Origin of the sequence: Marisediminitalea aggregata (assembly GCF_900129565.1) — a bacterium.
GTDB classification, from domain to species: Bacteria; Pseudomonadota; Gammaproteobacteria; order Enterobacterales; family Alteromonadaceae; genus Alteromonas; species Alteromonas aggregata.
Genome location: NZ_FQWD01000003.1, coordinates 166,516 through 179,871, shown reverse-complemented (window position 1 = coordinate 179,871; position 13,356 = coordinate 166,516). Strand labels below are relative to the sequence as shown.

General features: G+C 47.6%; 9 protein-coding genes. 6 read left to right on the top strand and 3 right to left on the bottom strand.

Going from position 1 to position 13,356, the window contains the following annotated elements; translation table 11 throughout:
* Positions 1 to 6 precede the first annotated feature (6 nt).
* Genes edd through BUB81_RS08800 form a run of 3 tightly spaced genes read left to right on the top strand, consistent with a single transcriptional unit; the run spans position 7 to position 3,429 of the window.
* Entirely contained in the window at positions 7 to 1,836 is a 1,830-nt protein-coding gene (gene edd, locus BUB81_RS08810; protein WP_073321592.1) for a phosphogluconate dehydratase, read from the top strand.
* Positions 1,833 to 2,783: a glucokinase gene (locus BUB81_RS08805; protein ID WP_073321589.1), complete on the top strand. Its 951-nt coding sequence runs from the start codon at positions 1,833 to 1,835 to the stop codon at positions 2,781 to 2,783. Before edd ends, BUB81_RS08805 begins: the two co-directional genes overlap by 4 nt.
* A 4-nt stretch (positions 2,784 to 2,787) precedes the next feature.
* A complete protein-coding gene (locus tag BUB81_RS08800; protein ID WP_073321585.1) occupies positions 2,788 to 3,429 on the top strand; it encodes a bifunctional 4-hydroxy-2-oxoglutarate aldolase/2-dehydro-3-deoxy-phosphogluconate aldolase in 642 nt (213 codons plus the stop codon).
* Between the two features lie 101 nt (positions 3,430 to 3,530).
* Here the strand turns inward: BUB81_RS08800 and BUB81_RS08795 are convergent, their stop codons facing one another.
* The 3 genes from BUB81_RS08795 to gap form a co-directional block, all read right to left on the bottom strand.
* On the bottom strand, positions 3,531 to 4,139 hold the full coding sequence (locus BUB81_RS08795) for an MYXO-CTERM sorting domain-containing protein (RefSeq protein WP_073321580.1): 609 nt from the start codon (positions 4,137 to 4,139) through the stop codon (positions 3,531 to 3,533).
* 236 nt (positions 4,140 to 4,375) lie between these two features.
* On the bottom strand, positions 4,376 to 5,218 hold the full coding sequence (locus tag BUB81_RS08790) for a D-hexose-6-phosphate mutarotase (protein ID WP_073321577.1): 843 nt from the start codon (positions 5,216 to 5,218) through the stop codon (positions 4,376 to 4,378).
* A 148-nt stretch (positions 5,219 to 5,366) separates the two neighbouring features.
* Positions 5,367 to 6,362 (bottom strand): type I glyceraldehyde-3-phosphate dehydrogenase, encoded by a 996-nt coding sequence (gene gap / locus BUB81_RS08785; protein ID WP_073321574.1) that lies wholly within the window; start codon positions 6,360 to 6,362, stop codon positions 5,367 to 5,369.
* A 290-nt stretch (positions 6,363 to 6,652) separates the two neighbouring features.
* Between gap and malQ the strand changes: the two genes are divergently transcribed.
* From malQ to glgX, 3 genes are read left to right on the top strand one after another with little or no spacing between them, the layout of a single operon-like run.
* Entirely contained in the window at positions 6,653 to 8,848 is a 2,196-nt protein-coding gene (gene malQ, locus BUB81_RS08780) for a 4-alpha-glucanotransferase (protein WP_073321571.1), read from the top strand.
* A 41-nt stretch (positions 8,849 to 8,889) separates the two neighbouring features.
* Complete coding sequence (gene glgB / locus BUB81_RS08775; RefSeq protein ID WP_073321568.1) at positions 8,890 to 11,070, top strand: 1,4-alpha-glucan branching protein GlgB; 2,181 nt, start codon at positions 8,890 to 8,892, stop codon at positions 11,068 to 11,070.
* Positions 11,071 to 11,078: 8 nt separating this feature from the next.
* The gene (gene glgX, locus BUB81_RS08770) at positions 11,079 to 13,166 is read left to right on the top strand and encodes a glycogen debranching protein GlgX (RefSeq protein WP_245819145.1); all 2,088 of its coding nucleotides are present in this window, start codon (positions 11,079 to 11,081) and stop codon (positions 13,164 to 13,166) included.
* Positions 13,167 to 13,356: the final 190 nt, after the last annotated feature.

Sequence of the window (13,356 nt, the reverse complement as noted above, 5' to 3'; positions counted from 1 at the left end):
AACAGCATGAATTCACAAATTAATGACGTAACACAACGAATTATCGAGCGAAGCCGTGCTACCCGTCAGGCGTATCTGGCTAAAATCGACAAAGCGCGTCGTCAGGGTCCACACCGTGGCGTGCTATCTTGCGGTAACCTGGCACACGGGTTCGCTGCGTGTAACCAGGAAGAAAAATCTGATTTGCGCAGTATGACCAAAGCGAACATCGCGATTGTATCGTCTTATAACGATATGTTGTCAGCGCACCAGCCATACGAAACGTATCCGCAAATTATCAAGGATGCGGTTAAAGAAGTAGGCAGTGTTGCCCAATTCGCGGGCGGTGTACCGGCTATGTGTGACGGTGTAACTCAGGGTAACCCGGGCATGGAACTCAGCCTGATGAGCCGTGATGTCATCGCGTTAAGTGCCGCAGTAGGCTTGTCTCACAATATGTTTGACGGTGCCATGATGCTGGGTATCTGCGATAAAATCGTGCCGGGACTACTTATCGGTTCGTTGAGCTTTGGTCATTTACCCACGGTATTTGTACCAGCGGGGCCGATGCCTAGTGGACTACCTAATAAAGAAAAAGCGCGTGTTCGCCAGGCGTTTGCTGAAGGTAAAGCGGGTCGTGACGAATTATTGGAAGCTGAATCTCAGTCTTACCACTCGGCAGGTACCTGTACTTTCTACGGTACGGCGAACAGCAACCAGTTAGTGGTAGAAATGATGGGCTTGCACCTGCCGGGTTCTTCATTTGTTAATCCGGGCACAGCGCTGCGTGATGAATTGACCAGAGCGGCATCTCGTCAGGTAACTCGCCTGACAGATTTAGGCGATAACTACACGCCAATCGGTCATATCGTCGACGAAAAAGCCGTAGTAAACGGTATCGTTGCATTGTTGGCAACGGGTGGCTCAACCAACCACACCATGCACTTAATTGCAGTAGCTCGCGCAGCTGGCATCATTGTTAACTGGGATGACTTCTCTGATTTATCGAATGCGGTGCCATTGTTAACCCGTATTTATCCGAATGGATCTGCTGATATCAACCACTTTGTTGCTGCCGGCGGTATGGCATTGTTGTTTAAAGAGCTGTTAGACAATGGTTTGATTCACAACGACGTGAAAACCATCTGTGGCGATGGCCTTGAGCAATACACCAAAGAGCCTGTACTGGAAGATGGCGAGTTGGTATGGCGAGATGGCCCGACTAAATCACACGACAAAGAAGTCTTTGCAACAGTATCTGAACCCTTTAAGCCAGACGGTGGTTTGAGCGTACTGAGTGGTAATTTGGGCCGAGCAGTTATTAAAACATCTGCGCTTAAAAACCCCGTTTGTCATATCAAAGCGCCAGCAGTGGTATTTGAAGATCAGTATGAATTGGATGCTGCGTTTAAAGCTGGTGATTTGGATAAGGACTGCATTGTTGTTGTTCGCTTCCAGGGGCCTGCCGCTATCGGCATGCCGGAGTTGCACCGCTTGACACCACCATTAGGTGTGTTACAGGACCGCGGATTTAAAGTTGCACTTGTAACGGACGGTCGTATGTCTGGTGCTTCTGGTAAAGTCCCTGCAGCCATTCATGTTACCCCTGAAGCCTATCTGGGCGGGTTACTGTCCAAGGTAGAATCAGGCGATATTATCGAACTGAATACTGCGACGGGTGAATTAACACTGTGTGTTGACGAAGCGACGCTGGCGCAGCGTACTGCGAAAGTAGCTGACCTGACCGATGTACACCAAGGTATGGGCCGTGAAATGTTTGGCGGCATGCGCGGTGTAATCACTGGTGCGGAAGAGGGCGCATGTACGTTGTTCTACGACCAGGAGCAACGTGTATGAGCGGCTATTTTGTAGCGGATGTTGGCGGCACAAATATTCGTGTTGCCACTGTCACTGCTGATGGTATAGCAAATATTCGCAAATATCTGTGTAACGATTTTGCCACCATTGATTTGGCCTTGAAGCAGTATTTTAGTGACGTTGATACGTCATTCAGCGCGGGGTGTATTGCCATTGCGTGTCCGGTTACCGGTGACGAAGTGGCAATGACCAACCATAGTTGGGTGTTTTCTCAACGCGCGTTAACGCAGCAATTAAACCTTGATGCTTTATTTGTTATTAACGACTTTACCGCGGTGGCGCATTCGCTGCCTGTGTTAAGCGGCGAACAACTGGTACAAATTGGATCTGGCACGGCTAACCCTCAGGGAAATGTTGTTGTGTTTGGTCCGGGCACTGGCCTTGGTGTTGAGCACATGCAACTGTCTGATCAAGGTTGGACGACGCTGGACGGCGAAGGTGGCCATGTGGATTTTGCGCCTGTGGATGAGACTGATTTGGTTGTATGGCGTTATTTGCAGGGTAAGCTGGACCGAGTGTCAGCAGAAGACGTGCTGTCTGGCCGTGGTTTGTTACACATATATCAAGCGCTGGCACTGCATGCTGGTGAGACGTTAAGCGTAACTGAGCCCGCACAAGTGACAGAAAAAGCCTTGAACGGTGAATGTGAGACGTGTCTCGCAGCACTACAGCAATTTTGTCGAATTATGGGCAGTTTTGCAGGTAACCTGGCATTAAATCTGGCCACAACCGGCGGTGTATTTATTGGTGGCGGTATTGCCACACGCTTCACTGAGTTGCTAATGAACAGTGATTTCAGAGCGCGATTTGAAGCAAAAGGACGCATGAAACATTACGTACAACCTATTCCAACATACCTGATTAATGAACCAGACCATGGTTTGTTAGGTGCATCAGCGTATTTACAACAACAGATTGCGAGTTGACTCTATGACAAATTGGAAATGTTCGCCAGCTGACATTTTTGCGGCGGGACCTGTAGTACCAGTATTGGTAATTGATGATGTAGAAAATGCAGTCCCTCTTGCGCACGCATTAATGGCCGGTGGTATTAAAGTGCTTGAGGTGACCTTGCGTACACCTGCAGCACTTGACGTGATCAAACGGATTGCAACTGAAGTACCTGATGCATTAATTGGTGCTGGTACTGTTACCAATGCTCAACAATTGAAAGCAGTTGTAGAAGCGGGTGCGAAGTTTGCCATTAGCCCGGGTATGACTGACGATTTATTGAAAGCAGGGCAGGAATGTGAAATTCCATTGATTCCAGGTATTTCATCTACATCAGACCTGATGAAAGCGAAGGATGCCGGTTATAGCTATTTGAAGTTCTTCCCAGCGGAAGCGTCAGGTGGCGTTAAGGCAATTAAATCTATTAGTGGTCCTTTCCCAGACATTACCTTCTGCCCTACAGGCGGAATCGGTTTAGGCAACTACAATGACTACCTCGCATTAAAGAACGTGAAATGCGTAGGTGGTTCATGGGTTGCGCCAGACGATGCTATTAACAGCGGTGACTGGGCACGTATTACTCAATTAGCAAAAGAAGCTGTAGAAGGTGCTAAGGTTTAATACTTGCTATTCAACACATATTAAAAAAGCCGTGGTTACATTGTAACGACGGCTTTTTTTCTGCTTGTGCTAATTCAGCACTGCATGGTAAATGGTAGCTGCTACTTCGTGAATTTACGACGCGCTAACAGTCCCGCTAAACCTAAACCCAATAGCGCAACAGAGCCTGGCGCACTTGCCGTCGAAGGTGGCGCATTACCAGGGCCAGTGCCGTCAGGAATAGATGAGATCCCTGTCAGGGTAAACTCGCCAGGAACAGACATGGTATCAATACAACAGTTAGTACCGGTGAATAAACCCCATGTACCGTTGCCAATTACGAAAGGTATGGTGTAAAACCAGTCGTTGTCACTTGATGAGTTTGTGAAATTGCCTACATCTGGTGCCCAGCCGTCTAATTCACCGTTTGTGACCAGTAAATCGTTTTGAGCTGATGTACCGCCCCAGTTGTTAATGTGACCTACCCATTGAAATAGCTGCCAGGTGTTAGTTGCCTGAGCAGCGGCTGAGACGTTCGAATCCCAAACACCTATGCGTACACCACCATTTGCCGTGGATGGACCAGATTGGTCACCATGCCAGTGTTGGCCATAGAAAATTACAGTGCCGTTGCCCTGATCTTTCCAACCGAACGAGACAAGGTGAGCGTTTGCTGCATTTGAAATTAATAACCCTAAGCCTGCCAATAAGGCTATTGCCGTTTTTCGCATTATAATATCCTCCGAGATGAACTCAGTTCCGTCTAAACTTCAAAATAGAGGCTAAATAAATTACTTCTCCAATACTTATTACTACTAGCCGACATAAATAACGCAATCTTCAGGCCAATATTTACACAATAATCGTATATGCTTATAAAACAGTATTTTATTATACTGGAAATAAGATGAATTACGGTTTTACAGCGACAAATTTAAAATTTTGTAAAGAAACTTGACAGGGAATGCTAACTCACTTTCTGTCGCATTGCGCATTTCTCACCCGGTAATAACTGCTTCCCTTGCGTAATTGCGGTCTCGACGCACACCATTTGTTTATAAGAGAATGCATCCATATCACTCATGGTTGCAGCGCCTTGCCAGGGGTTCCATACCACCAGGCTATCGTGTTGAGATGATTCAATTGCAATATAGTCGGACTGGTCACGTTCAATAACGACACTGGGAATGGCTTCAAGGTGAATCCTGTCGACTTCGCCTTCAATAATATAAGCTGTTGGTGTGTTTAGTATTTCCCAATCCGACAGTTTGTCTTTGTATTCGCCGTACAGGCCTTTGAGCTCAACGTCTTTAATATTTTCTACATCAAAATAGGTGTGCAGTGCGCAGTTGAAAGAGAAGGGCACGTCACCGGTATTTTCTGTGACTAATGTCATTGTCAGCGACTCGCCTACTTCAACAATGAGTTCTACGGAGGCATCAAACTCGAAACCTTTGCCCTTTGTTGTACCTGGAATAAGCACAACTTTACTCAGCGTTTCAGTACTGTCCGTTTGCTTTACAGCCCAGTGCTGAGTACGCAGAAATCCGTGAGCAGGTAGTTCGCCTTTTTCCTGTCCATGATCATCGCTGAACCAAGGCCAACAAACCGGTACGCCACCACGAATAGGACGTTCGCCATTTAAAAAGGCAAGTGGACTAACCCACAACCTGTCCCGGTTATCCCTTTTAGGGATGAATGACAGTACATGACCACCAAACAAACTAATACGACACGTTGCCACCTCGTTCTCGATAATGAGGTATTCAATGCCGTTTTTTATTTCGGTGTGGAAGTACGTTGATTGCATCCTTTCGGTCTCCGAGGTATTGCTGTGAAAAAGAAAATCTTCACTTTTGAGCTAGTTAAATAATATTTCCGAGCAGATTATCTTGCCCTACAAATAAAAAAGGTGCGAGTAAAATCGCACCTTTAAATGATTAATTTCGGTTAATCAGTTACTTGCTGATGTGCTGAACCAGGTCAAGTACCTTGTTTGAGTAACCCCACTCGTTGTCGTACCAAGATACGACTTTTACAAAGGTATCTGTTAATGCGATACCGGCTTCTGCGTCAAATACACTGGTACGTGCGTCGCCAACGAAGTCGTTTGATACCACTGCATCTTCGGTATAACCAAGAATGCCTGCAAGTTCGCCTTCAGACGCTTCTTTCATCACTTTACAGATATCAGCGTAAGAGGTTGGCTTGGCCAGGTTTACTGTCAGGTCAACAACAGACACGTTAGGAGTAGGTACACGGAATGCCATACCAGTCAGTTTACCGTTTAGTGCCGGGATAACTTTACCTACTGCTTTTGCTGCACCGGTAGAAGATGGGATGATGTTTTGACCCGCACCGCGGCCACCACGCCAGTCTTTACCAGAAGGACCATCAACGGTTTTTTGCGTTGCCGTGGTGGCGTGAACTGTTGTCATCAGGCCGTCAACAATACCGAAGTTGTCGTTCAGCACTTTAGCAATAGGAGCAAGACAGTTTGTTGTGCACGACGCATTCGATACGATAGTTTCGCCTTCGTAGCTATCGTGGTTAACACCCATAACGAACATAGGCGTATCGTCTTTAGAAGGCGCAGACATAACCACTTTCTTCGCGCCCGCTTCCAAGTGCTTGCTCGCGGTTTCTTTGGTCAGGAACAAACCAGTCGATTCAACGACAACGTCAACATCAACTTCAGACCATTTTAATGCTGCTGGATCACGTTCTGACGTTACGCGGATGGTTTTTCCGTCTACAATCAAATGACCGTTGTCGACGCTGATCTCTGCGCCGAAAATGCCGTGAGTTGAGTCGTACTTAAGTAAATAAGCAATGTAGTCTGGTTCAAGTAAGTCGTTAATTGCTACAACTTCGATGTCGTCTCTGCTTGCTGCAGCGCGCATGACTAGACGGCCAATTCGACCGAACCCATTGATTCCAACGCGTATTGTCATAACATGCCTCTATAGTATTAGGTTAAATTGTGAAAAATAATTACGTAAAGTATGGATCAAATTTACAGACAAGGCAAAATTTTAATGCAAAAATGTTGCAAAATTACAAAATTAACCTACAGGTTTTAGGGTTAAGTTGTGTAAATAATGTACATATCGTGTTAATGCAAACGTATTCAATTTCGCGCCAGAATAACTTCTACAATAATGTAGCGTATTGAGAAAAGGCCATATTGCCAACCTCCTACCGAGGTAAGCGGCAATCAAATATTTATAAACAGGAAACACCCATGACCAATCAAGTTTTGCAAAAGCTTGTCGAAATGCGCGGCGTTGAAACCCACTATGTTGATGCGTGGGGTAATCCTGCGACTATTTCTGAAGACAGTAAAGCGAAACTGCTTCAGGCTCTCGGTTACGACATCAGTACCGAAGCCGCAATTTCTTCACAACTGGACAAGGAAATTGCCGAGATTTGGCAACAGCCACTCGACCCGGTTCAGGTAGTTAGACAAGATCACCCGATAATGATTCGATTGCGTTTACCGATTTCTTTGGTAAATGACACCTTTACACTGGCAATTGCGCAAGAAGACGGCCAGCAACTTACCAGTGATGTTATTCCTGTTGAGCATACTTTGCTTAATGTAGCAGAGATGGAAGAGACGGAATATCACGAATATGCCGTCACAGTAGATGTAACACTGCCGCTTGGTTACCACCAGCTTTCGCTTATTATCGACGAAGAGTCATTGGCAACCATGCGCGTTATCATTGCACCTGCATCATGCTATAAGCCTGAAGCGATTAACGCCGGCAAAAAAGAGTGGGGCCTGAGTGTGCAATTGTACTGTCTTCGCAGTCGGCAGAATTGGGGGATAGGCGATTTTACCGATCTGGCCCAACTGGTTAAGCAAGCTGCCTCTCAAGGGGCGGGGTTTATCGGGTTAAATCCGATACACGCGTTATACCCGGCCAACCCGGATGCTTGCAGCCCATACGGACCCTCTTCAAGACGGTGGCTGAATTACCTGTATATCGACGTCAGTGCGGTGGACTGTTTTGACGATCCTTCGGTGCAGTCTGTAGTGGAAAGCGAAAGCTTCCAGCAACAATTGCAACAGGCAAAAGCCGTTGATTATGTTGATTACGCCAGTGTGACTGCCCTTAAAATGCAAGCACTGAAGCCTTTGTTTGACGTTTATTATGATCGCTACTTAAAGAAAAACACCAAGCAAAATAAAGCGTTCAAAGCCTTTGTAGAAGAAGGTGGCGAAAGCCTGGCTATGCTGGCTACGTTCGATGCTATTCAGGAACACTTACAGGACGCGGGTAAAGAAGCCTGGGGCTGGCCTGTATTTCCAGAAGGATGGCGCGATTTTCACAGTCCGGATGTCACCGCATTTGCGAAAAAGCACGCCAAACGCGTGAAGTTTTACATGTTCCTGCAGTGGCAAGCGTCGCTGCAATTGGAAATGGCTAACCGAGCTGCTATTGATGCGGGTATGGGGATTGGTATTTATAGGGACCTGGCCGTGGGTGTGAGTGAAGGCAGCGCGGAAATTTGGGGTAATAAGTCTCTGTATTGTACCGGTGCAAGTGTAGGGGCTCCGCCAGATATTCTTGGTCCGTTGGGGCAAAACTGGGGCTTACCGCCGATGGATCCGGCAAAGCTATATCAACAAGCGTATCAACCTATTATTGATTTGTTTTCTACCAACATGAAATCATCAGGGGCCTTGCGCATTGACCATGTAATGGGTCTGTTGAGATTGTGGTGGGTTGTTAAGGGCGATCACGCCCGCGACGGAGGGTATCTGTATTATCCGGTCGACGATCTGCTGGCTATTCTTGCACTGGAAAGTCACCGACACCAGGCACTGGTCATTGGTGAAGACCTAGGCACCGTACCAGAGGAAATTAAACAAAAACTGGCCGACAACGGCGTTTATTCCTATCGCGTATTTTTCTTTGAGCAGGCCGAAGATGGCGGGTATTTTTCACCGTCTCATTATCCTGAACAAAGTATGGCAACGTTAACTACCCACGATATGCCAACCTTAATTGGTTATTGGCACTGCCTTGATCTGGAATTGGGAAAAGAGCTTGGATTGTATACCGACGAGGAAGTACTGCAAACACTGTATGCTTCCAGACACGAAGACAAGCAAGCTATCCTGGATACGTTGCACGGTCACCACATGATTGGCGACGAAATAAGCCGTGATGTGAATTACGTCGGTATGACACGAACGCTCAATCAGGCCATGCAGGTGCATATGGCACATGGCAGTAGCGCGTTGTTAAGCCTTCAGCTTGAAGACTGGCTGGAGATGGATAAACCGGTTAACGTACCGGGTACGTTTATGGAATATCCCAACTGGCGCAGGAAGTTAAGCCGTGATTTAGAGGATATCTTTAGCGACGAGACTATTGTATCGTTGGCTAATCGAATACAAGCTGGTCGGCAGCAGGCTAGTCAGTAATTTTAAAGCTTGCCTGCGGGCAAGCGTTGCAGGAGTTATGCATGCAGTATGAAGGGCAACTTGCCAAGGCTGAGTGTAGTCAGCCTTTTTCTGTTTTAGGGCCGGTATACAATAAAAACGGCGCAGAAGTGAAAGTTTGGTATCCGGGCGCCACTGCGATCACGGTGATTGACGCAAAGTCCAAGTCACCGTTAGGGCGTTTGTCGTCAGTTGAATCATCCGGGTTATTCAAAGGGCAGGTTGACGGGGTAAATCCCGATACGGGGTATCGCTACATTGCAGAGCTTGGTCATGAAGCTGTGGAAGTGTGCGACCCTTACCAGTTTCAGCAGGATGCGTATCACGCTGTGCATTTTATCGACCACCAGCCTCAGAATCTTTATCGTCAGGCTGGCGCGCAATTGGTTTCTGTTAACGTGGGAGGGGAGTCCGTTTCTGCAGTACGGTTTGCGGTATTTGCGCCTAATGCTTCCGCGGTGTCGTTGATTGGCGATTTTAACTGTTGGGATGGTCGCTGCCATCCAATGCAGAAAACTGAGTTGGGCTATTGGGTACTTGTAATACCAGGGCTGAAAGCCGGAGAACGTTATAAGTACCAGCTCAAAGATGCCCATGGACATCAATTGCCACACAAGGCAGATCCCATTGGCTTTTCCGCTGAACAATATCCCTCACATGCGTCACGTATTTACGACCACGCCCAATATGAATGGGGCGATGCTGAATGGTTGAATAAAGCCGCCTCGAGCAACAAATACCAACAGCCAATGAGCATTTATGAAGTGCACCTTGGGTCATGGAAGCGTCCGCGAGATACGCAGCAACGTTATCTTACTTACAGGGAGTTGGCGGAAGAGCTGGTTAATTATGTGCTGGAAATGGGGTATACCCATATCGAGCTGTTACCAATTTCAGAATACCCATTCGATGGTTCATGGGGTTATCAGCCGGTTGGGTTGTTCGCGCCAACCAGCCGTTTTGGTTCACCGGATGAATTCAAATACTTCGTCGACACCTGCCACCAGGCCGGCATTGGTGTCATTATCGACTGGGTTCCAGCTCACTTCCCGGAAGATGGCCATGGTTTAGCCCGCTTTGACGGTACCCATGTCTACGAGTATGAAGACCCGCGTAAAGGTTGGCATCCGGATTGGAATTCGTGCATCTACGATTTCGGTAAGCAAACGGTCCGCCAGTTTTTAGTGGCCAATGCCCTTTACTGGCTGGAACACTTCCACGTTGACGGACTGCGAGTCGACGCCGTTGCTAGTATGTTATATCTGGATTACTCGCGTAACGACGGGGAATGGATCCCTAACGTGGATGGTGGCAACGAGAACTACGAGGCAATCAGTTTATTGCGCTGGATGAACGAAGAAGTGTACAAGCAGTTCCCACACGCCATGACAATCGCCGAAGAGTCGACCAGTTTTCCGAAAGTATCCAGACCGGTATTCGAAGGCGGACTAGGATTCGGATTCAAATGGAATATGGGCTGGATGCACGACTCATTGCATTATATTGCCAAAGACCCCGCCTACCGGGTCTATCACCATGGCGAGATGACATTCAGTATGGTGTACGCGTTTGATGAAAACTTCGTACTGCCCATATCTCATGATGAAGTGGTACACGGTAAGGGCAGCTTAATTGGTAAAATGCCTGGTGATGAATGGCAACAAGCTGCTAATTTGCGCAGCTACGCAGGCTTTATGTATGGTCATCCGGGCAAAAAATTGAATTTCATGGGCAATGAGATTGCCCAGGCATCAGAATGGAATCACGACAGCTCGGTTGACTGGTCGTTGTTACAGTTCGACAAGCATGCGGGCATTCAGCGCCTGTATCGCGACTTGAATGCGCTCTACAAGCATTATCCTGCGCTATACGAAGGCGATCACGACCATGGCAGTTTTAGTTGGATTGACCACGAAAATGCCGATCAAAGCGTTATCTCGTTTATGCGCAAGGCTACCGGCAGTGAACAACAAGTGTATGTCGTGAGCAATTTCACGCCAGTTCCTAGAGAGCAATTTCGGTTAGGCGTGCAACGAGCAGGCAAATATAAACTGGTATTGAATACCGATGATCGCGTATATTGGGGCAGTGGCTACAAGTGCGAAAAACAATTCAACGCCACGCCTGTCTCATGGAACAATCAACCACATTCCATCGAGATCACATTACCCCCATTGGCAACCGTATTTATTGTAATTGAATAGGAGCAGCTGTGAACAGCGTGGCGCAACCCCTGATAGAGGAAGTCGGTCTTGGTGAGCCTTATCCGCTAGGCGCAACAGTCACTCCGACAGGGTGTAATTTTGCAGTACAGTGTCCTGATGCAAGGGCTGTCGTGTTATGTCTGTTTCACCCTGACACGGAAGAAACACTTGAAGAGTTGGTCATGCCAGCGAAAACGGGTGACGTATGGCATGTGTCTGTCAAGGGAGTGGAAGCCGGCCAGCTATACGGCTACCGGGTTGAACGAGGTGAAGAAAATCTGTTGAGTGTGCCGACAGATAAACTGCTGATCGACCCTTATGCAAAAATGCTCAGCCGCGCTATGCATTGGAATGAGCGGCAGTACAAGGGTGACAGCCAATTTATGGTTGCAAAATCCGTGGTCGTAGAGCCAAAGGAGTGTAACGATGATCATCGCCCGGCCAAACCAGTCATTCCGCGTAATCAGCGGGTTGTATATGAAGCGCACCTGAAAGGATTGACGCAGTTACATCCGGAAATCCCGGAAGCGGATCGCGGTAAATTCAATGGTGCTGCCCATGAAGCCGTGATTGAACACCTGACCGGTTTAGGGGTAACAACCGTACAGTTTATGCCGCTGGCCGCATTTATGCCGGAGCCGTACATTACCGAAAAGGGCCTAACGAATTATTGGGGTTACAACCCGGTCAATTATTTCGCTCCTGAGCCGCGTTACAGTCAGAAACATGCTATTAAAGAATGCATGAACATGGTCGACGCTTATCACGAAGCGGGCATGGAAGTGGTTGTTGATGTGGTGTTTAACCATACCGCGGAAGGCGGAAAAGACGGCCCGGTTTTGTCATTCCGAGGGTTTTTCCCTCATCAGGCTTATCTGCAAGAACAAACCGCGTCCGGGAAACTGGTTTACAGCAATCATTCGGGCTGCGGAAATACCGTTTATTCAGCACATCCCATCATGACAACGCTGATTATGGATGCGCTGCGGTATTGGGTATCAGTTATTGGGGTAGACGGCTTTCGCTTTGATTTGGCCGCTTGTCTTGGACGCGATCCACAGCAGTTTTCACCGTTTGCAGGGTTATTAAGAGCTATTCAGCAGGATCCGGTATTAAAAGGTTGTGTACTTATAGCTGAACCCTGGGACATCGGCCCGGGAGGTTATCAACTGGGCGCATTCGGCGCTCACTGGCTCGAATGTAATGATAAGTTCCGCGATTCTGTTCGCGCATTCTGGCGTGGTGATACTGGCAGCACAGCTGATTTTGCTACCCGGTTGATGGGGTCCCGGGATATCTTTCCTAAACAATTCAGGCACATCAATACGTCAGTCAATAACGTTACTTACCACGATGGTTTTACGCTACAGGATTTAGTGAGTTATGCCGAGCGCCATAATCTGGCGAATGGTGAAGACAACCGCGATGGTCATGGACACAACCTGTCGGCTAATTATGGCGTAGAAGGTGAGACGCAGGACAAGCAAATCATTGCGATTCGTGAACAGCAAAAACGCAATTTGTTTGCGACCTTGCTGTTGTCTCAGGGAACGCCGCACATGTTAGGCGGGGACGAACTGAGCCGAACCCAGCAAGGCAACAACAATGCCTATTGCCAGGACAATGAAATCAGTTGGTTTGACTGGCGCCTGGACAAACGCAAGCAGGACTTTTTGGCCTTTTGTCAGTACGTCATTGCGTTGCGTAAATCGTCGGTATTGCTAAACAGTGCGTTTTTACCTGATGATCCGTTTCAGCTTCATCCAAATGTCAGCATGGTTAACTGGTACAAACCAGACGGCAGCGACAAAGAAAGCGAGGACTGGCAGGCGGAGAATAATAAAGCGTTTGCGCTGGAAATTCGTGGTGTACCGCAAAGCAATGAAGAAACAGAACACTGGTTGCTGTGTTTTAACGCCAGCGACAAAGAAGTCACCTTTAACACCCCCTTACTTACGCCAACCGGTGGATGGTCGCTGAAACTGGATACGCGTTATAAGTGTCCCAACGATCAGCCGAATATCCGTATTCAGCATTTGTTTTTACAAGCCCGACGGTCGTTTGCGGTTTTTCGCTATACCGACTTTCCCCGATAAGACGTTACGGCCTCAGGAAGTGACTGAGGCCGACACCACTCATCAGACCTGCTACACTTTGAGAACACCGGTTATTAGTCCTGTGTACTGCCGGTTGTTCCAATCTATGATCTGTATTGGAATTTAAGCGAAAAATCAGCGGTTAATACTTTTCATTCGTTGGCTGAGTGGTATTATGCGCACCCATCTA

What these genes read in the sequence shown, in the direction of transcription:
- edd (WP_073321592.1), top strand. Translation starts at nt 7, where the DNA reads ATGAATTCACAAATTAATGACGTAACACAACGAATTATCGAGCGAAGC.
- BUB81_RS08805 (WP_073321589.1), top strand. Translation starts at nt 1,833, where the DNA reads ATGAGCGGCTATTTTGTAGCGGATGTTGGCGGCACAAATATTCGTGTT.
- BUB81_RS08800 (WP_073321585.1), top strand. Translation starts at nt 2,788, where the DNA reads ATGACAAATTGGAAATGTTCGCCAGCTGACATTTTTGCGGCGGGACCT.
- BUB81_RS08795 (WP_073321580.1), bottom strand. Translation starts at nt 4,139, where the DNA reads ATGCGAAAAACGGCAATAGCCTTATTGGCAGGCTTAGGGTTATTAATT.
- BUB81_RS08790 (WP_073321577.1), bottom strand. Translation starts at nt 5,218, where the DNA reads ATGCAATCAACGTACTTCCACACCGAAATAAAAAACGGCATTGAATAC.
- gap (WP_073321574.1), bottom strand. Translation starts at nt 6,362, where the DNA reads ATGACAATACGCGTTGGAATCAATGGGTTCGGTCGAATTGGCCGTCTA.
- malQ (WP_073321571.1), top strand. Translation starts at nt 6,653, where the DNA reads ATGACCAATCAAGTTTTGCAAAAGCTTGTCGAAATGCGCGGCGTTGAA.
- glgB (WP_073321568.1), top strand. Translation starts at nt 8,890, where the DNA reads ATGCAGTATGAAGGGCAACTTGCCAAGGCTGAGTGTAGTCAGCCTTTT.